We start from the raw sequence: 20,327 nt of genomic DNA, 5'->3' as shown, positions 1-20,327 counted from the left end.
ATAAGGAGGGTAAAGTCGTGGACGAAAAATGCATATCAAAAGCAGTCATCAGAAGACTTCCCCGATATTACAGATATTTAGGAGAACTTTTGGAAGATGGTGTGGAACGTATTTCCTCAAACGAGCTGAGCAGCAAGATGCGCGTGACCGCATCCCAGATTCGCCAGGACCTGAACAATTTCGGAGGATTCGGGCAGCAGGGATACGGCTATAATGTGCAGTACCTGTATACAGAGATCGCCAAGATCCTGGGGCTCGACAGGACCCACAACATGATCATCATCGGAGCCGGCAATCTGGGACAGGCACTGGCCAATTATGTACAGTTTGAAAAGCGCGGATTTAAAGTGGTGGGTATATTTGATGTGAATCCGGTTCTGAAAGGTATCTCTATCCGTGGGAACGAAATTCTTATGATGGATGAACTTCCCCAGTATCTGAAGGATAATGATGTTCAGATAGCAGCGCTGACTCTGCCTAAGAATAACGCGGAGGAGACAGCCAACCTGCTGGTGGAAAACGGAATCAAAGCCATCTGGAATTTCGCACATCTGGATCTGGAGGTCCCGGAGGATGTCATCGTGGAAAATGTACACCTTTCTGAGAGCCTCATGCGATTGTCTTATAACCTGAATTGTTATGTGACCGAACATAAAAAGTAAGAAAAGGCTGCTGCGGAATTTTTGCGGCGGCCTTTTGCTCTGCAGGAAGGTTTGACAGACTTCCCTGATTCATACCGGAATAAGAGAGGAGTGTATGATATGAAACAAATCGTAACCGGCGGACAGATGAAGCTATTGGATGAATACACGATCCACGAGATCGGGGTTCCCTCCCTGGTACTTATGGAGCGGGCAGCTCTGAGTGTCTGTCAGGCACTTCGGGAGGAAAATTTTCCTCTGAAAAGAGTTCTGGTGCTCTGCGGTACCGGAAATAACGGTGCGGACGGCGTAGCGGTGGCCCGTATGCTCCATATGACAGGTGTCTCGGCAGATATCTGTATACTTGGAAAAAAGGACCATTATACAGAAGAAATGAGAAAGCAAGTGAAAATTGCAGAAAATTATCATATATCCTTTGTCAAGAATGCAGTACCTGCTGAATATACTACTATAGTAGATGCTGTCTTTGGTGTAGGTCTGTCCAGGGAAGTGGGCGGAAAATACAGGGACACCATCGAAGCTCTGAACCGGTCAGGGGCAAAGGTCATGGCAGTGGACATTCCATCAGGTATCAGTGCTGATACGGGGAAAGTGCTGGGCTGCGCAGTGAAGGCTGATGTGACAGTCACCTTTGCTTATGAGAAGGCAGGTCTTTTATTCTACCCGGGCGCATCCTGCGCGGGCAAGGTAAGGACGGCTGATATCGGAATCTACAGGCTGCCTCAGAATGATTTTGAACTGTCCATACAGAGCTGTGAGGAGAAGGATCTGTGCCGGATTCCGGCGAGAAAGCCGGACGGGAACAAAGGAACTTTCGGGAAAATATTCCTGGCAGCCGGCAGCCGGGATATAAGCGGCGCGGCATATCTCTCCGCCTGTGCGGCTCTTAGGGCCGGCGCAGGCATGATAAAGGTACATACCAGGGAAGAGAACCGTCAGGCACTGACCACAATGCTGCCGGAGGCCATGTACAGCTTTTATGACGATGAAGAGATCCGAAAAGAACAGATCCGGGAAGGGCTTGCATGGGCTGATGTGATCGGGGTAGGACCGGGACTCGGCACAGGACAGCAGGCGGAAGATATTTTGTATACCATACTGGCGGAGGGCAGAAAACCTCTGCTGATCGACGCGGACGGCCTGAATCTGCTGGCCGGCAGAATGGAAGTGCTGTCCCAGTATCCGGCACCGGTCCTTGTGACACCGCATCTGGGTGAGTTTTCCAGAATCTCCGGGGTATCTGTGGAGGAGTGGAAGGAAGCGCCTCTTTACCTGACAAAACGTTTTGCCGGGAAATATCACCTGACAGTCGTGTGTAAAGATTCACGTACCGTCATTTCCGACGGCGGCGAGGAGATATTTATCAACACCTCCGGCAACAGCGGTATGGCAACAGCGGGAAGCGGGGACGTGCTCTTTGGCATCCTCATGGGATTTTTGTCCCAGGGACTTTCAGCCAGGGAGGCGGCAGCTCTCGGCGTTTATTTCCACGGTATGGCAGGGGATATGGCCGCCGCCCAAAAAGGTGAGTACAGCATGATTGCCGGGGATATCATTACACAGACAGCGGAGATCTTGAAGAAAAGAGGAGCAGTTTTATGAAGACACCAAACAGGATTTACGTTTCCATAGATTTGGATGCGGTTTCCTATAATCTGGAAAATATGAAGAAGAATATCCATGAGGACACGAAGATCATAGCCGTACTCAAAGCGGACGGCTATGGACACGGAGCGCTTCCCATTGCCGAACACATAGAATCACTGCCCTATATTTGGGGATTTGCAGTGGCCTGTGTGGAAGAGGGACTTGCTCTTCGGGAGGGCGGCATCAAAAAGCCTGTTCTGATCCTTGGATATACCTTCCTGGAAGATTACGAGACGATTATCAAGAACGATTTCCGTCCAACCGTTTTTACCGGTAAGATGGCTGAGGATTTATCGGACACGGCAAAGCGGCTGAACAAAACAGTAAAGATACATATTAAGCTGGATACAGGCATGACCCGTATCGGCTATCGCGACTTACAGCATGATGTACCGGAGATTCTGAAGATTGCAGAGATGCCCGGCCTTGAAGTAGAAGGTCTGTTCACACATTTTGCCAGAGCCGATGAGACGGACAGGGAACCGGCGTATGTGCAGCTTGAGAGATACCTGAAATTTGTCCATGCACTGGAGGAGAAGGGGCTGCATGTGCCTCTGAAGCACTGTTCCAACAGCGCAGGTATCATCCGTATTCCCGAGGCGAACATGGATGCAGTGAGGGCAGGCATTATTCTGTACGGCCTGTATCCATCCGACCAGGTGGAAAAGGAGCCGGTGCCTTTAAAACCGGTTATGGCTCTCAAAAGCAGAGTTGTATACATAAAGACAGTGGAACCCGGCGTGGAGATCAGTTACGGCGGTACCTTTGTCACAACACGCCCGACCAGGGTGGCCACGATTCCCGTGGGGTATGCGGACGGGTACTGCAGAGGGCTGTCGGGCAGGGGCAGCGTGCTGATACGAAGCAGGCGCGCGCCTATTATCGGACGCGTCTGTATGGATCAGTTCATGGCAGATGTGACAGATATTCCGGAAGCGGAAGAGTTAGATGAAGTGACCTTGATCGGAAGAGACGGGCAGGAGTGCATCACAATGGAGGAGCTGGGGGAGATATCCGGCCGTTTCAATTATGAGTTTGCCTGCTGCATCAACAAACGTGTGCCGCGTCTGTACGTTTCCGGGCAGTAGCCGGCCGTGTGGACGTGCCTGCGCACCGTTTTTTCAGCTGTTTGGAGGACTTTTGGCTTCAGAAAAGTAAAAAACAAGAAAAACCATGGAATACACACGAGAGAATTGGGAAGAATTATATCTGAACAGAAAAAAATCGGAGTGTGAAATGTGTGGTTATCAAACGAGGTGATATTTTTTACGCGGATTTAAGGCCGGTGGTCGGAAGTGAGCAGGGCGGAATCCGTCCGGTGCTGATCATTCAGAATGACATCGGAAATAAACACAGCCCCACAGTGATCTGTGCGGCCATAACATCGAAGATGAACAAGGCGAAGCTGCCCACCCATATAGAGATTGACGCATCCTCCTACGCGATCGTGAAGGATTCCGTGATCCTGTTAGAGCAGCTTCGCACAATTGATAAACGAAGATTAAAAGACAAGGTATGCCATCTGGATGCGGAAATACTGAAGAAAGTCAATCATGCCCTGTGCGTGAGCCTGGAACTTCCCACTACATAGTGAAAATTTCCTTTTCGCAGGCTTTCGCCTCCTGCATGGCGATGGGGAACCACCAGGTCTTTACCGGGACGAAGGCAGTTGTATAGATTCCGTTCTTTGCACAGGATAAAACTTCTTCCCGGATATGGCTTCTGACTTCCTCCTCTGTCAGGTTTCCTGCTGCCGCCTGGGCTTCCAGGTCCTGATACTTTGGTGTGATGTTATAGGACAGGCTTCTGCCTGTCTTTTTCATTGCCCCCACAATGTCGTTGATGCCCTGTCCCTGGAAGGAATCTATGCCAATCTCCGGGAACTCCGCTATGATCTGATCCATTTTGCCGCAGGAATGCATATCGAAGAACATGCCGAGAGAGTGACAGTGGGCTGCGATTTTTTTAATCTGCGGTTTGATCAGGCTGCGCCAGATGTCCGGGGAGAAGAACATGTTTTTCTGCGTGCCCCAGTCATCATGGAAGCATACGGCTTCTGTGAGGTAGTACTTTTTCAGAATGTCCAGTTCTCTGCATTTCATCTCTGTAAGCCGGTCGAAAAAGGCGCTTACCTCCTCCGGGTCTGTCAGCATGGCGCAGAGGGCGTTTTCAAAGCCCATGAGTGTGTGCAGACGTTCAAAGGGGCCTTCCAGAAGCATGGAATAATTGAATTTGTCCGGGTCATACTGGTCCACCTTGTCTGCCTTTGCGCTTGCCTCCCAGTCTACGGCGTCCAAATCAGGGAAGACTACTTTTTCCCTCCAGTCACAGATATCATCCAGAACCGGCAAAACACTGGTGTCAGGCACGGCTGCATTTCCCACAGGATCATACACCCAGGTACATCCGAAGAAATCTTTTCCGGACTGGTTATGGGGCGCACGCTCATCCATTCCCGTTATAAAGACAGACAGGTTAGCGTCTGTAAAAAAACTGGGAAACCATTCACCGCGTTCGTGCTGAAAAAATTTTCTGAAATTTTCTTTTGGTGTCATATAAAAACCTCCCATCCAATATTGGTTACTTACATTATACACCAGAATTTTATAAAAACAATGATTTATTCAAAATTTGATTTTGGAACTTTTTCTGCTGCATTCCATGGTATAATAGATATAGAATAAAGTGACTGTAAGAGCGGGAAGGAGGGAGTGAAATGAAAACGATCCATAAAGATACGGGAGCCAAAGGTGCAGAGTATGGTTTTGAACTGGACCGGGAGGTGAACCTGCTGGTTCATGAACCCAAAACAGGTCCTTTTATCAGACAGAAGTATCCTTTATATTCCCAACTGACTTCCGGCGGCAAAGACCTGGCATTTTATCTTGCGGTTCTCGACATCTGTGTCATAGTGTGCGGCAGCAAGAGCTGGTGGGAAGAGGAAAGGAGACTGAGAGACTACACAAGGGAACTTGTCACCAGGATGCCGGCGCAGTGTGGGATACTTTCTGCCAACAGCCTGACCTGTTCCAGCCAGATTTACGCGGTGTTTTATGAGAGAGGAGACAAGAGAAGTCTGCGCAGGGAGACTGAACAGATTTTTCTCCGGCTGAAGACCGTTCTCGGAGAACAGAAAGGTGTATATCTGACTGTAGGTGTCAGCAGTCTGACCGACAGGGTCTGCCTGCAGAATCTGGAGGAGGCCAGAATTGCTTTGGAGCGCAGAATCGCATATGGGTGCTCCAACTTATATTTTTACGAGGATGAGTACATTTTCCGGACAAAGAAGCTGCCCGCTGTCAGGTTTCACATGTTGGAGAAATATCTGGAGCAGGGGCAGTCAGAGAAAAGCAGGAAAATGCTGCACACCCTTTTTTCCGAGGATATGGTCAAGAAGTACGGCATGTCCTATATCAGGATTCTATGGGTAAGGACCCTGAGCATTCTCATGCAGTATTATGAACCGGAGATCCGGGGCGCCATTGATGCGGATATGCTTCTGAAGAGCTATTATGTGCTGGATAAAATGTACACCATGGATGAGATATTTGACTATATCTGGAACATAGCCGCAGAATTCCAGAACGGCCGCAGGCGTTCGGATTCCAGGGCCAGAGACAAGGTCCTTTTGGCAGAGGAGTACATAAAAAAGCATTACTGTGAAGAGATATCCATCAATCTGCTGTCAGAGCGCTACGGTATGAATCCCAATTATTTCTCCGCGATCTTTAAAAAGGAAATGCACCATTCCCCGGTGGATTACATTACCAGGCTGCGTGTGGAGAAGGCAAAGGAGTATTTAAAGGAAACGCATCTGCATATAAGGGAAATATCAGAGAGAGTGGGGTATGAAGACTGTCATTACTTTTTCCGTGTGTTCAAAAAAATCACAGGAATGACACCCATGCAGTACCGGCAGTCCCATACTGTGTAAATAATCCACCGGATATGTGGGATTTGTCCATTGCCTGCAAAGCGTTTAGAAAATATAATGAGTTATATTTGGTTATGGATGAGTCACGGGGAGATAAGAGATGGAAATCACGTATATGGAGCGATCTGAAAGTGCGGTCTGGGAAGATTTTGTCATTCCCAGATATGCCAGCATCCCGGCGCTGTGCAGGCAGTTTAAACAGCTCGGAAGAAAGCGCAGGGGCTGCCACTGCATATTTATGGATACCGGCGGTCTGAGCTTTCAGAGAAAGCGGGAGCTGGTGAAGGTGATCATACGATGTCTGTATCAGGGCGCCTACCATTTTTGCGAAAATGCGCTGGAAGAATTGGAAACGGCTACGGTATATCAGTGCAGGGACAGGCTGTGTGACTATGGTGATGGTATCTTTTATATTATTTCATCAGAAAATTTACTGTCCGCCGTCACAGAGGGAAAGAGGGAGGCTGTCTGTATCGGTCATGCCAGAACCCTGGGCAACCTTCCTTTCCGGCATATCAATGTTGAGAAGATGGCCCGATATGCAGAGGAGCTGGCCGAATCCCTTGGCGTGCCCTGCGATTCGGTCAAAGAGGCAGGGGTGCGTACCGTTACCCTGCATTATAACTGCGGCTCATGTATGGGGGCTGTGGCTTTGATCGGAAGAAGCATTTTTTACGGAATAGAAGAGGAGCTGTACCATGCCTATCACGACGCCCAGGAGGATATCTGTTTTGACCTGTGCGGAGCTGCGGACATGCTGTCTGTTTTTGAGATCCTGGCCGGAAGCAAGACAGGAAAAAACATCATCGCGGTTTTGAGTTTTACGGAAACTGCCTCCGATGAGGGGGTATGGGACAGACGTCAAAATAAACTCTGCGCCGCGCGGAGAAAAAGCCGGATCATGCTGGCTGACGCCATGGTTCGGGCCCAGAATATGGGCGCTGTGTGGCTGATCGACCTGTCCTCCCTTACCTATGCCTGCAGAGCGGAATATGGGGATTTTGTCACAGGTATTTTCAGCAATGACAAGGAGACGGGGGAACGGTTCCGTTTTACTGCCCAGGGATTGGGAGAGCCGGCATTCGCACTGCCGCTGGACCATATCTACCATGAACTGCCGTGGCCGGAATGCCGGAAAAAGCATCTCAGCGTAGCGCTTGCATTTCAGCGGAATATATTGAGAAAAGGCGTGCGCTGGATCCATCTGGACGCAGCAGGCCCTTCTGTGAACCGGGAGGATACGCTTTACATGGAAAAGGGAGCCAGCGGGGCGGATATAGCCGCGATCGCGGCCTTTGTTGAAAAAGAATTGCCCGGAGAGTTCATGATGTGAACCTCTTCGGGGGATTCTTTTTTTCTTGACTGCTGTGCACGAAAATGGTATCTTAATATAGGACAGCCCTGCAAAAAGGGCAAATATGAGGGAAGAAAGAAGGAATTTTTTAATCATATGGATGACGGGAGTAGTCCTTTATGGGCGGTAATGGTTTTTCTATTATTCATCATCATTAACGGAATTTTATATGGATTTGGCTCTGCCATACAGAAAGTAAGCGAAAGTGAAGTGGAGAAAAGGCAGCAGGAGGGTGACAAAAAATCCCGCTGGCTCCTGGATGTGGTGAACAACCCGGTTATGGTGGTCAATACCATCCTTACGGTCGGTACGCTTCTCAGTATCCTGGCCGGGTATGTGGGAATCCGTGAGATTGTTCCATACATGTATACGGCACTGAACGGGGTATCTGCATTTTCCTACATACCGGACGCTTTACTGCGCGGCATTTGTGTTGTGATCGTGGTGCTGCTGGTGCTGATCCTGCTGGTGGCTGTGGGCGTGATTTCCGCCAAGAAACTGTTTACCTGTAATCCTCATCAATGGGTTTACCGCACAGCCGGACTGGTACGGCTGATCGTGAAGCTGTTTTATCCGATTACGTTTTTGATTATGAAGCTGTCCAACGGACTGGTGCGCCTGCTGGGTGTGGATCCCCATCATAACGAAGAAGATGTGACAGAAGAAGAGATCATTTCAATGGTGGATGATGCCCATGAACAGGGTGTGATTGAAGAAAATGAAGCGGAAATGATTCAGAATATCATGGAGTTTTCCGACAAGGAAGCCCAGGATATTATGACTCACCGGAAAAATGTCAGCGCCATAGAGGTAAATACTCCTCTGGCAGAAGCGCTTTCCTATATGCTGAACGGAAGCAATTCCAGATATCCGGTATACAGGGAGGATATTGACGACATTATCGGCATTCTGCATCTGAAGGATGCCATGAAACAAATGACCTTTGAGAACAAAGGGGATGTGCCCGTGGGCCAGATACCGGATCTGATCCGGGAGGCCTCCTATATTCCGGAAACCAGAAGCATCAATGATCTGTTCAAACGGATGCAGGCCAAGAAGATTCACATGGCTGTGGTGGTGGATGAATACGGACAGACTTCAGGCATTGTGACCATGGAGGATATTCTGGAAGAGATCGTGGGCAATATCCTGGACGAATATGACGAAGACGATCATTTTATTGTGGAGCAGCTTGATGACTCCTATCTGATGAAAGGACTTACTCCGCTGGAAGAGGTGGGAGAGGTGCTGGACATTGATTTTGAGGATGAAGACTATGAGACATTAAATGGATATCTGACCTCTTTACTCGGGCATATACCGAATATGCAGGAGGACAAGGAAGTCAGGGCAAATGGATATTTATTTACCATCCTTGGGGTGGAAAATAATACAATACAAAAAGTAAGGGTAGAAAAACTGCCCAAAAAAGAAGGAGAAGAGAAATGTCAGGACATTCAAAATTCGCAAACATAAAACATAAAAAAGAGAAAAACGATGCAAAAAAAGGTAAAATCTTTACCGTGATCGGCAGGGAAATCGTGGTAGCCGTAAAAGAGGGCGGCCCGGACCCTGCAAACAACAGTAAACTCCGCGATGTGATCGCAAAGGCAAAAGCTAACAACATGCCAAACGACACCATTGACCGCGGCATCAAGAAAGCAGCAGGCGATGCCAATGCAGATAACTACGAATACATCACCTACGAAGGCTACGGCCCAAGCGGTGTGGCTGTCATTGTGGAGACCCTGACAGACAACAAGAACCGTACAGCCAGCAATGTGAGAAGTGCCTTCACAAAAGGAAACGGCAATATCGGAACACCGGGATGCGTATCCTTTATGTTCGATAAAAAAGGCCAGATCATCATCGACAAAGAAGAGTGTGAGATGGACGCAGACGACCTGATGATGATCGCTTTGGACGCAGGCGCAGAAGACTTTTCCGAGGAGGAGGACAGCTTTGAGGTCCTCACAGCTCCGGATGATTTCAGTGCTGTCCGTGAAACCCTGGAAAAAGAGGGCATCCCCATGGCAGAAGCCGATGTTGCCATGATCCCTCAGACCTATGTGGAACTCTCCGATGAGCAGGATGTGAAGAACCTGCAGAGAACACTGGATCTGCTTGAGGATGACGATGACGTACAGTATGTATGGCATAACTGGGACGAGTAAAAATCGCTGAATATAAAATACCTCTTTGTGCAGGGAACTGTGCAGAGGGGTATTTTTGTATTTACATCTGTTGGACTTTATTGTGCGGAAATGGTATGATATCAATATAGGAATAGGCGAATCAGTAAATGGCATTTTGGACAGGTGAAGTCTATGGAAGCAAAACAGAAAAAAATATTTAAAAGGATTGTAGGGCTGCTTTTCTTCATTCCTCCGACAATTCTTCTTTATTATTTGAAAACCGGGCAGCTATGGAACCGGAAATTGTACTATTACGTGGTATTTTTCCTCTATGGCAGTCTGAGTATTTTTTATATTATAGAAATAATCCTATTGCGGAAAAAGAAAAAGTCCATTTGGGAGGACAGGGAATTACTGATAGCAACCCTTTTGGTTATATTTTGCTTTGTGGATTCCATATTCTCTTATGTAGAATTTGAGTATTCAAAAGACGTGTATGAAAAATGTCTGGAACATCTTCGCCAGGGGTGGTAGAACTTTGTAAAAGGTTGAACGGAGGTGAGCATATGCAGGATAAAAAGGAATCCGAGGATTTAAAAGACAGACTGGCCTATGAGCCGGAAGAAGTCAAGCGGATGGTGGAGGAGTACAACAGACAGAAGCAGATAGAATTTGAAGACCTGCATTCAGGGAAAACCTGTAAGATCATTTCAGGATTTAATGTATTTCAGAACATACTTCTTATAGCCTGGCTTATCAGCTTTATAATCAGTATTGTTGAACTGTATATGCATTATCCCCTAACCAATCATTCAATTCGTTTTGGAAGAGACAGACATATTCTCACGCCTATAATTATACCGGTTGCTGTGATTATGGGTGAATATATTGGCGGACTGAGTAAAATCGGGGGTACTGTTTTTACCACATTGGGTGGTGCCTTTTCGCTTTGGATCACAAAGGAATATATACTGTTATATCCGAATATGCAGATTTCAACATGGCTTACAGCATTTTTTATTATAATGGCATATATCTGCTGTATCATCATGAATTTCCAACCCAGTATTAACCGCTATCTAAAAAGATATCCTTCCAGATTATGGTTTGATCCGGCCCGTGATAAGAGAAAAAAGAAGAAATAATTTTGCCACAGCCTGCAATATCAACAGAATAAAATGCAGCACATTGCTCTGACCCGGGCTATGCATAATAATCACCAAATTACATATCCTACCTCCAGGAATAAAATCTTGGAGGTACTTTTATGTCTGAAGAAAAGAAAAATGAACTGGAGAAAACAGAAAAGCAGAATGAACAGATAGAAGATATGGGGCAGCTTGATTTATCGGATAATGAAAAACAGTATCACATCCATCTTCTGTCCATCATAGGCGAGGTGGAAGGCCACGAATCCCTGCCGAACAACAGTAAGACAACAAAATACGAACATGTCCTTCCAAAGCTCGCTGTCATTGAAGACAGCAAGGATGTGGACGGCCTGCTGATCCTGCTGAACACGGTAGGCGGAGATGTGGAGGCAGGGCTGGCAATTGCGGAGATGATCGCGTCCCTGAGCAAACCGACCGTTTCCCTGGTGCTTGGAGGCGGTCACTCCATCGGTGTGCCTATGGCTGTATCTGCGGATTACTCTTTTATTGTGCCCTCTGCCACCATGGTGATCCATCCGGTCCGGAGCAACGGAATGTTTATCGGTGTGATGCAGTCTTATAAAAACATAGAAAAGATACAGGACCGTATCACAGGCTTTGTCTCTTCCCATTCCAAAATGACCCAGGAGCGTATCGAAGAATTGATGCTGGATCCCACCCAGCTTGTCAAGGATGTGGGCACTATGCTGGAGGGCGAAGAGGCCGTAAAAGAAGGTCTCATAGATGAAGTGGGCGGTATTTCCCAGTCTCTGGAAAAACTGTATGAACTCATAGAAGAAAATAAGAAAAAAGACGCCTGATCGAAAATTCTTAAATTTTGTAAAGACTTTTAAGTTGTGTGAAATGCAATTTTATGATAAAATAAACATTTGATAAAGTTTATCACTCCATCTGTGCGCTGTACACAGGAATCAGATGGAGAAAATACATATGAAGAGGTTGACCACATGTCATTATTACAGGCACTTCTGCTTGGACTGGTGCAGGGAATCACAGAATTCCTTCCGGTGAGCAGTTCCGGGCATCTGGCTATTATGCAGAATCTATTAAACATCAATACCGATACAGGCGTGTTGTTCGATGTGATTTTACATTTGGGAACGCTGACAGCTATTTTTATCGCGTTCTGGAAGGACATTAAGAAGCTGATCCTGGACGGCTGCGGAATGATCTATGATATCATTCAGAATATTAAAATATGGTCACACAACAGAAGAGAACACGATGCCAGGCGTTATAGGAAGATCGTGTCCTCCAATTATCGTAAATTTATCCTGCTTATTACGGTTTCTACAATTCCCACTGCGATTGTGGGACTGCTTCTGCAGAATGTTGTGGAAACAGCCGGCAGCAATCTGCTGGCACCCGGGGTTGGGCTTTTTATCACCGGCATCCTGCTTTTGGTGGTGGACTTCTTCCCGGCAGGTGACAAAATACCGAAAGATGTATCCTTTTGGATCGCGCTGGCTATCGGCTTTTTTCAGGGAATCGCCGTATTTCCGGGAATCTCCAGGTCCGGTATGACCATAGCAGCCTGTCTGCTCTGCGGTCTCAACAGAAAATTTGCAGTAAAATATTCATTTATCATGTCCATTCCGGCTGTGTTGGGGGCAGCAGTCCTGGAATTGAAGGACATACCCGGCTCGGGAGTCACACTTCCCGTGTTTGGGGAATATCTGGCGGCAGCCGTTCTTGCAGGAACAGCGGGGTACTTCTGCATCAAAACAATGCTGCGGCTGATACAGCGCAAAAAATTCCGGTATTTCAGTATTTACTGTTTTATCATCGGAATTGTTGCTGTAACGTGTAATTTTGTCCTGTAGGTGCAAACCGCAGGAACTATAAGGGGAGTCAGGAAAATGGCAGCGACGAAAAAAAACAACACAAGAAAAAAGACGGGCACCCGCTCTGGAAGCAGAAATAAGAAAAAACAGGACGAGGGCATCGGCCTGTATACTGAGATAATATTATGGATCACACTGGCAGGCTCCATCCTGCTGTTACTGAGCAATTTCGGCATGGGAGGCCTGGTAGGAAAGACAGTCAGCGGAGTCTTCTTCGGACTGTTCGGCCTGGTGGCCTACATATTCCCTATCTTTTTATTCCTTGCCGTATCCTTTGTCATATCAAATAACAGAAATCCGAAAGCTTACCGGAAAATGGCAGGCTTTCTTTTGCTGTTCATTTCTGCCTGCGCATTGATGCAGCTTTTAACGGACGGCTATTTTGGCGGAACTTCCATTATGGATTATTATAAAATTTCGTCCACGTACCAAACCGGCGGAGGTATTCTGGGAGGACTTCTTTGCAATATCTTCGGAAAAGCGTTTGGCACGGTCGGAACTTATGTGATCGTTATCATTGCAATGATCATTGCTCTGATACTGATCACACAAAAATCCATGTTCGCGCTTCTTAAGAAGGGCAGCACCCACGTGTACGGCAGTGCGAAGGCAGGACATGCCCGCAGAAAACAGTACGCGGCAGAGCAGAAAGACAGACCTGTCACAGGAAGAAGAGCAAAACACGGAGAGAAAAACGAAGAATCCGAACCTTTAAAATTGAAAACAAGAAGAAACAAGAACGAAGACAGCATTGCAGCCAATCCGGCTGCTGAAAATATAAGTGTTATCCGGAAGGAAGCAGCAGCGGCTGAGGCAGCTTTGACGGAACCGGCAGAGGAGATTCCTGCAGATGATATCCTTCTGAAACCAGAAAATGCTTTCCCTATCCGCCGTTCCGACACAGCGCCGGCAGAGGTGGAAGAGATTGTGGAAGATATACCGGCAGAACCTGTTGTGGAGGAAAAGCCCCGCAAAGCAGGTTCCGCGAAAAAAACGCGTTCCTCAAAAGATGAGATCGAGGATGGTATTGAAAACATAAAGGGTGAAATCGCGGACAAGGAACAGGAGACAAAAAAGGAATACGAAATTCCTCCCGTCTCACTGCTGAAAAAGGGAACCGGCGGAAAAGGTGATTCTGACACGCATCTTCGCAGCACAGCCAAAAAACTGCAGGAGACACTGCACAATTTCGGGGTCAATGTGACAGTGACCAATGTGAGCTGCGGTCCGACCGTTACGCGTTATGAGCTGCAGCCGGAACAGGGCGTTAAAGTCAGCAAAATTGTCAGCCTGACCGATGATATCAAACTGAATCTGGCAGCAACGGATATCCGTATTGAGGCACCCATTCCCGGCAAAGCCGCCGTCGGAATCGAAGTCCCCAATGCCACAAACAGTGCAGTTATGCTTCGTGAACTGATACAGTCCGAGGCTTTTTCCACGTGCAAATCCAAGCTGGCATTTGCGGCGGGAAAAGATATTGCAGGACAGCCGGTCATTGCCGATATTGCCAAGATGCCCCATCTGCTGATCGCAGGCGCCACAGGCTCCGGTAAATCCGTATGTATCAATACATTGATTATGAGTATCCTTTACAAAGCCACCCCGGAAGAGGTACGGCTGATCATGATAGATCCCAAGGTTGTGGAGCTGAGTGTGTATAACGGGATTCCCCATCTGCTGATCCCTGTGGTCACTGACCCCAAGAAAGCGGCAGGTGCCCTGAACTGGGCAGTTGCGGAGATGACAGACCGTTATAATAAATTTGCAGAGTACAATGTCAGGGATTTAAAAGGATACAATGCAAAAGTTGACAAAATTAAGGATATTGAAGAGGAAGGAAAGCCGGAAAAGATGCCGCAGATCGTTATTATCGTGGACGAGCTGGCAGATCTTATGATGGTAGCGCCCGGTGAGGTGGAGGATGCGATCTGCCGCCTGGCACAGCTTGCCCGTGCAGCGGGAATCCATCTGATCATCGCTACACAGCGGCCTTCCGTCAATGTCATCACCGGCCTGATCAAGGCAAACATGCCTTCCAGAATCGCGTTCTCCGTATCCTCCGGTGTGGATTCCCGGACCATTATTGATATGAACGGCGCGGAAAAACTGCTGGGCAAAGGCGACATGTTATTTTACCCGCAGGGTTACCAGAAGCCGGCCCGTGTACAGGGCGCTTTTGTCAGTGACCAGGAAGTGGGGGCTGTAGTGAAATTCTTAGCGGAGCAGAATCCTGCCCATGTCTACAGCCAGGAGATTCAGGACAAAATTGAAGCAGCCAAAGATGCTTCCGCCAATCAGGCAGGAGCTGCATCCGGTGGAAATGACCGGGATGCCTACTTTACCGACGCCGGCAAGTTCATCATTGAGAAGGACAAGGCCTCCATCGGTATGCTCCAGCGTGTATTTAAGATTGGTTTTAACCGGGCAGCAAGAATCATGGACCAGCTCTGTGAAGCCGGCGTAGTGGGCGAGGAGGAAGGTACCAAACCCAGAAAAGTCCTGATGTCCCAGGAAGAATTTGAACAGTATATAGAAGAGTATTTGTAAAATATTGATATAGATGAGAAATGAGGTATTTACATGAAGTGTGCGAACTGCGGTACAGAATTTGAAGATGGCATATTGTTCTGCCCCGTATGCGGCAAAGAAGTTCAATGGGTGCCGGAATATAATACGCTGGAGACGATTATCCAGCAGCGAGAGATACAGGAAAAAGAGAAGAAGAAAAAAGAGGAGCATGCGCTCCGGGAAAAGAGACGCCAGGAACAGGAGATGAAGCGCAGAAAGAAAAGGCGTATGGCTGTGGGCTTTACTGTGGCCGGCGTATGTGTGCTGGCTGTGGGCGCAGGTGTGATCTTCTATCAGAAGCAGTACAATTCTTTTGATTTCCAGATGGCCCAGGCTGAGTCTGAGTTCAGCAACAAGGACTATGACTCAGCTCTGAAATACCTGGAACGTGCCCTGAATCTGCAGCCTGACAGCACAGAAGCCAACATTCTGCAGGCAAAGATATATCTGAAAAATGAGGAGGAGGAGAAAGCGCTGGCAATTCTCATTGCCACCATCGCCAAGGCTCCCGACAGTGTCAGTGCCTATGGGGAACTGCTCCGCCTGTACGAGAAACAGGGGGAGGTCAAAAAGATCAAGGAGCTGATGGATGACTGTGAGAGCACAGAGGTAAAGGAACGCTATTCTTCCTATATCAGTACCCTTCCGGTTATCTCACTGGACGGCGGAACCTATGACAGCAAAGAGGAAGTGGATTTCAGCGCGATTGAAGACGGAACCAAAATATATTATACTCTGGACGGCAAAGACCCGGATACCACCAGCAAACTGTATGACTCCGCCAGCGGGATCATGTTGGAGGAGGAGGGAGAGTATACCCTGAAATATGTGGCGTATAACGCCAAAGGCATTCCCAGTGACATCGGCCTTATGACCTACACCATAGAATTCAAGGCGCCGGACGCTCCCAGGATTACACCCGCCTCCGGTCAGTATGAGGACTCCATGACAATTAAAGTATATGTGCCGAAGGGATGTACCGCATATTATGAATTTAATGAAACACCTACCACCGAAAGCACAGAATATACAGGCCCGGTTGCCATGCCTGTGGGAGAGAATATATTTTCCGCCATCTTAGTGGATGAAAACGGAAAAATAAGCAGTCCGGCAAGTGCAACTTATGTCATTTATCAATGATTTATAAAGTAAATTGGAAATTTTTCTAAAATTCGGATTGAATTTTTGTTACTTTTGCTCTATACTAAAAAGAGCGACTATAGCAATAGAATTACCATATTTGGAGTTGTGAGGAGGACATTATGTACAAGATTCTGAAAGCAGAAAAGCTCAATGAGATAGTATATCTCATGGTTGTTGACGCACCAAGGGTTGCAAAACACTGTGAACCCGGACAGTTCGTCATCGTGAAAAAAGACGATGCAGGGGAGAGAATTCCGCTTACCATCTGTGATTATGACAGAGAGGCAGGAACTGTTACGATCGTATTCCAGCCGGTAGGTGCTTCCACCGAAAAATTCGCTAAAATGCAGACAGGAGATTTCTTTGAAGATTTCGTAGGTCCGTTAGGATGTCCATCTGAATTTGTAAATGAAGATCTGGAAGAGTTAAAGAAAGAAAAACTTTTATTTGTAGCCGGCGGCGTTGGAACCGCACCGGTATATCCGCAGGTAAAATGGCTGCACGAGCACGGCATTGACGCTGATGTCATTGTAGGTGCCAAGACCAAAGACCTGATCATCCTGGAAAAGGAAATGGAAGAAGTAGCAGGAAATTTATACATCACCACAGATGATGGTACATATGGACGTCACGGAATGGTAACAAAAGTAATTGAAGACCTGACTGCTGAAGGCAAGACCTATACAAAATGTGTTGCGATCGGCCCCATGATCATGATGAAATTCTGCTGCCTGACAACTAAGAAACTGAATCTGCCCACTATCGTTTCCATGAATCCGGTCATGGTTGACGGAACCGGTATGTGCGGAGCCTGCCGTGTTATCGTCGGCGGTGAAGTGAAATTCGCATGCGTGGACGGTCCTGAATTTGACGGTCATCTGATTGACTGGGATCTGGCAATGAAGAGACAGCAGATGTACAAGACAGAAGAAGGAAGAGCATTATTAAAACTTCGTGAGGGGGATACCCATCACGGCGGATGCGGAAACTGCGGAGGTGACGAATAATGGGTGACGTATTAAAGAAAGTTCCTGTAAGAGAACAGGACCCGAAGGTGAGAGCAACAAACTTTGAAGAAGTTTGCTATGGATATAACAAAGAAGAAGCAATGGAAGAGGCAGCCCGCTGCTTAACCTGTAAAAATGCAAAATGTGTCAAGGGATGTCCTGTAAACATTGACATTCCCGGATTTATCAAAGAAGTAAAAGAGGGTAACTTTGAAGAAGCATTCAAAGTGATCGGCAAGTCCAGCGCCCTTCCGGCAGTCTGCGGACGTGTCTGCCCCCAGGAAACACAGTGTGAAGGTCTGTGTATCCGCGGTATCAAAGGCGAACCGGTTTCTATCGGTAAGCTGGAGCGTTTTGTTGCTGACTGGGCAAAAGAAAACGGAATCAAGCCGGAACCTCCGAAGGAGAAAAACGGACATAAGGTTGCAGTGATTGGTGCCGGACCTGCAGGTCTTACCTGCGCCGGAGATCTGGCTAAGATGGGTTACGATGTAACGATCTTTGAAGCACTTCATCAGCCGGGCGGTGTACTGGTATACGGTATTCCTGAATTCCGTCTTCCGAAAGACAAAGTAGTTAAAATGGAAGTTGAAAATGTAAAAGCGTTAGGTGTTAAGATTGAGACGAACGTGATTATCGGTAAATCCACCACGATCGACGAGCTCATGGAAAAAGAAGGCTTTGAAGCTGTATTCATCGGTTCCGGTGCAGGACTTCCCATGTTCATGGGCATTCCGGGTGAGATAAGCAACGGTGTATTCTCTGCCAATGAGTACCTGACAAGAAGCAACCTGATGAAAGCTTTCCGCGACGACCATGACACACCTATTAAAATGGGCAAGAAAGTAGCCGTTGTAGGCGGCGGCAATGTGGCAATGGATGCTGCAAGAACAGCTCTTCGTCTCGGCGCTGAGGTACATATTGTATACAGAAGAAGTGAAGCAGAGCTTCCTGCAAGAGCGGAAGAAGTACATCACGCAAAAGAAGAAGGAATTATCTTTGACCTTCTGTGCAATCCTACAGAGATCCTGGCAGATGAAAACGGCTGGGTAAGAGGCATGAAGTGTGTTCGTATGGAACTGGGCGAGCCGGATGCGTCAGGAAGAAGACGTCCTGTAGAGATTCCGGGTTCTGAGTTTGAGATGGAACTGGATACAGTTATCATGTCCCTGGGAACTTCCCCGAACCCGCTGATTTCTTCCACCACAATCGGCCTTGATACAAACAAGAGAAAATGTATCATCGCTGATGAGGAAAACGGCAAGACAACCAAAGACGGTGTTTACGCCGGCGGTGATGCCGTGACAGGTGCCGCAACGGTTATCCTGGCCATGGGCGCAGGAAAATCCGCTGCACAGGGAATCGACGAATTCATCAAAGGAAAAAATAATTAATTAAACATACAAAGAGCCGTCACCGGACGTGGCGGCTCTTTTTTCAGTTGTATGGAGGAAAATGGAGAACACAAGGGAAATCATGATAGAAGCAATAAGAGAGGAACTGAGAGAGTCGGCTGATAAGGACTACAAAAAATTTCAGGAATCCCTGATACCGGGCCTGACGACCATGATGGGGGTCCGGCTGCCAAAGCTCCGGAAAATGGCAAAGAAGATCGCAGGGGAGGACTATGCCGGTTTTTTAGAGAAAGCGGATGATAGCTGTTATGAAGAACTGATGCTCCAGGGTATTGTGATCGGATATGCGAAAATGGAGCGGGAGGAGCAGACGCAGGCACTGGCGCGTTTTGTGCCCAAAATCAATAATTGGGCCATTTGTGACTGCAGTTGTATTACTTATAAGTTTATGAGAAAGGATTCTGCTTACTGGTTCGCCTTTTTGGAGCGATATCTCAGCTCAGAAAGAGAATATGAGATTCGTTTTGCTCTGGTATCTATGCTTGACCATTTTGTGACAGAGGATTATATTGACCGTCTGCTGGATATATGCAACCATTTAGACAGTGATGCCTATTATGTGCAGATGGCGGCAGCCTGGGCAGTCTCTGTCTGCTATGTGAAGTTTCCGGAGAAGACCGCCGCATTTCTGCAGACAGATACCATGGATACCTTTACACACAATAAATCCATTCAGAAGATCAGGGAATCCTACCGGGTGTCAAAAGAGGAAAAGGACAGACTTTTGAAATGGAAGCGGGAGGATGCAGGAAAATGAAGATCACCATACTTACTGTTGGAAAAATCAAAGAAAAATTCTATCGTGACGCCATTGCCGAATATACAAAGCGTCTGAGCAAATACTGCAAGCTGGAAATCCTGGAAGTGGCAGACGAAAAAACACCGGATGCCGCCAGCGAGACTGTGGAGGAGAATATCCGCCAGAAAGAAGGCGAGCGCATTCTAAAATGCATCAGGGAAGATGCCTACGTCATTACACTGGAGATCAATGGAAAAATGCTGGACTCTGTTGAACTCTCCCAAAAGATAGAGAGTCTTGGAATACAGGGGAAGAGCCATATCATTTTTGTCATAGGCGGTTCCATCGGACTTGGAAAAGAGGTGCTGAAACGCTCGGATTTTGCGCTCAGCTTTTCCAAAATGACATTTCCGCATCAGTTGATGCGGGTAATATTGCTGGAACAGATTTACAGGAGTTACCGGATCATGAGTGGGCAGCCTTATCACAAATGAATTTTGAACGGTCAGCATATAAGGAATGGCAGACTAAGCGGTCTGTTATTCCTTTTCTCAGATTTGGATACTTTTTTTGCCGGACGATAGTTATATGATACGAGAAATGGTAGTTGTTTCCGATACAGATTATGGGTATAATATGGACTAAGAGATGAAAAACAGGGATATGAAACCGGTGCGTACTATACGGTTGAGGAGATCCTTGCT

Annotated in this window: 19 protein-coding genes; 18 read left to right on the top strand and 1 reads right to left on the bottom strand. The window is 47.3% G+C overall.

The genetic code is table 11. From position 1 onward, the window contains the following. Positions 1–17: 17 nt before the first annotated feature. From MUB35_RS23745 to MUB35_RS23730, 4 genes are all read left to right on the top strand, one after another. The gene (locus MUB35_RS23745) at positions 18–662 is read left to right on the top strand and encodes a redox-sensing transcriptional repressor Rex (protein ID WP_033140311.1); all 645 of its coding nucleotides are present in this window, start codon (positions 18–20) and stop codon (positions 660–662) included. Positions 663–761: 99 nt separating this feature from the next. Beyond that, a complete protein-coding gene (locus MUB35_RS23740) occupies positions 762–2,264 on the top strand; it encodes a bifunctional ADP-dependent NAD(P)H-hydrate dehydratase/NAD(P)H-hydrate epimerase (RefSeq protein ID WP_033140310.1) in 1,503 nt (500 codons plus the stop codon). Then, a complete protein-coding gene (alr, locus tag MUB35_RS23735; RefSeq protein ID WP_244806952.1) occupies positions 2,261–3,397 on the top strand; it encodes an alanine racemase in 1,137 nt (378 codons plus the stop codon). The genes MUB35_RS23740 and alr overlap by 4 nt, the downstream gene beginning before the upstream one ends. A 152-nt stretch (positions 3,398–3,549) precedes the next feature. Further along, entirely contained in the window at positions 3,550–3,900 is a 351-nt protein-coding gene (locus MUB35_RS23730; protein ID WP_018594007.1) for a type II toxin-antitoxin system PemK/MazF family toxin, read from the top strand. On the opposite strand, the gene MUB35_RS23725 is transcribed toward MUB35_RS23730, so the two are convergent. After that, positions 3,893–4,864, bottom strand: coding sequence for a uroporphyrinogen decarboxylase family protein (locus tag MUB35_RS23725; RefSeq protein ID WP_158587324.1), 972 nt, complete (start codon positions 4,862–4,864; stop codon positions 3,893–3,895). The two genes, MUB35_RS23730 and MUB35_RS23725, sit on opposite strands and share 8 nt — an antisense overlap. A 161-nt stretch (positions 4,865–5,025) precedes the next feature. Here MUB35_RS23725 and MUB35_RS23720 point away from each other — a divergent pair, with 161 nt between their 5' ends. The 14 genes from MUB35_RS23720 (at position 5,026) to rlmH (ending at position 20,117) form a co-directional block, all read left to right on the top strand. Beyond that, positions 5,026–6,243, top strand: coding sequence for a helix-turn-helix transcriptional regulator (locus tag MUB35_RS23720; protein ID WP_033140307.1), 1,218 nt, complete (start codon positions 5,026–5,028; stop codon positions 6,241–6,243). A gap of 100 nt (positions 6,244–6,343) precedes the next feature. Then, a complete protein-coding gene (locus MUB35_RS23715) occupies positions 6,344–7,576 on the top strand; it encodes a hypothetical protein (RefSeq protein WP_033140306.1) in 1,233 nt (410 codons plus the stop codon). A gap of 117 nt (positions 7,577–7,693) precedes the next feature. Then, positions 7,694–9,073 (top strand): hemolysin family protein, encoded by a 1,380-nt coding sequence (locus MUB35_RS23710; RefSeq protein ID WP_033140305.1) that lies wholly within the window; start codon positions 7,694–7,696, stop codon positions 9,071–9,073. Next, complete coding sequence (locus MUB35_RS23705) at positions 9,043–9,771, top strand: YebC/PmpR family DNA-binding transcriptional regulator (protein ID WP_244806951.1); 729 nt, start codon at positions 9,043–9,045, stop codon at positions 9,769–9,771. Before MUB35_RS23710 ends, MUB35_RS23705 begins: the two co-directional genes overlap by 31 nt. Before the next feature lie 153 nt (positions 9,772–9,924). Further along, a complete protein-coding gene (locus MUB35_RS23700; protein ID WP_033140303.1) occupies positions 9,925–10,266 on the top strand; it encodes a hypothetical protein in 342 nt (113 codons plus the stop codon). A gap of 32 nt (positions 10,267–10,298) precedes the next feature. Further along, on the top strand, positions 10,299–10,877 hold the full coding sequence (locus MUB35_RS23695; RefSeq protein WP_244806950.1) for a hypothetical protein: 579 nt from the start codon (positions 10,299–10,301) through the stop codon (positions 10,875–10,877). 122 nt (positions 10,878–10,999) lie between these two features. After that, positions 11,000–11,704, top strand: coding sequence for a ClpP family protease (locus MUB35_RS23690; RefSeq protein WP_033140301.1), 705 nt, complete (start codon positions 11,000–11,002; stop codon positions 11,702–11,704). 147 nt (positions 11,705–11,851) lie between these two features. Then, positions 11,852–12,727 (top strand): undecaprenyl-diphosphate phosphatase, encoded by an 876-nt coding sequence (locus tag MUB35_RS23685; protein ID WP_148391460.1) that lies wholly within the window; start codon positions 11,852–11,854, stop codon positions 12,725–12,727. A gap of 36 nt (positions 12,728–12,763) precedes the next feature. Continuing rightward, the gene (locus MUB35_RS23680; protein WP_244806949.1) at positions 12,764–15,298 is read left to right on the top strand and encodes an FtsK/SpoIIIE family DNA translocase; all 2,535 of its coding nucleotides are present in this window, start codon (positions 12,764–12,766) and stop codon (positions 15,296–15,298) included. A 33-nt stretch (positions 15,299–15,331) separates the two neighbouring features. Further along, positions 15,332–16,459, top strand: coding sequence for a chitobiase/beta-hexosaminidase C-terminal domain-containing protein (locus MUB35_RS23675; protein ID WP_033140298.1), 1,128 nt, complete (start codon positions 15,332–15,334; stop codon positions 16,457–16,459). Positions 16,460–16,581: 122 nt separating this feature from the next. Further along, the gene (locus tag MUB35_RS23670; RefSeq protein WP_033140297.1) at positions 16,582–17,469 is read left to right on the top strand and encodes a sulfide/dihydroorotate dehydrogenase-like FAD/NAD-binding protein; all 888 of its coding nucleotides are present in this window, start codon (positions 16,582–16,584) and stop codon (positions 17,467–17,469) included. Next, positions 17,469–18,863, top strand: a complete 1,395-nt coding sequence (gene gltA, locus MUB35_RS23665; protein ID WP_033140296.1) for an NADPH-dependent glutamate synthase — start codon at positions 17,469–17,471, stop codon at positions 18,861–18,863. The genes MUB35_RS23670 and gltA overlap by 1 nt, the downstream gene beginning before the upstream one ends. Positions 18,864–18,924: 61 nt before the next feature. Then, positions 18,925–19,641, top strand: a complete 717-nt coding sequence (locus tag MUB35_RS23660; RefSeq protein WP_244806948.1) for a DNA alkylation repair protein — start codon at positions 18,925–18,927, stop codon at positions 19,639–19,641. Next, complete coding sequence (gene rlmH / locus MUB35_RS23655) at positions 19,638–20,117, top strand: 23S rRNA (pseudouridine(1915)-N(3))-methyltransferase RlmH (RefSeq protein ID WP_244806947.1); 480 nt, start codon at positions 19,638–19,640, stop codon at positions 20,115–20,117. Before MUB35_RS23660 ends, rlmH begins: the two co-directional genes overlap by 4 nt. Positions 20,118–20,327 lie beyond the last annotated feature (210 nt).

Source organism: Blautia sp. NSJ-175 (genome assembly GCF_022867815.1).
Classification (GTDB): domain Bacteria; phylum Bacillota; class Clostridia; order Lachnospirales; family Lachnospiraceae; genus Blautia; species Blautia celeris.
The sequence above is the reverse complement of the archived record's forward strand: the minus strand, read 5'-3'. Positions and strand labels throughout refer to the sequence as shown.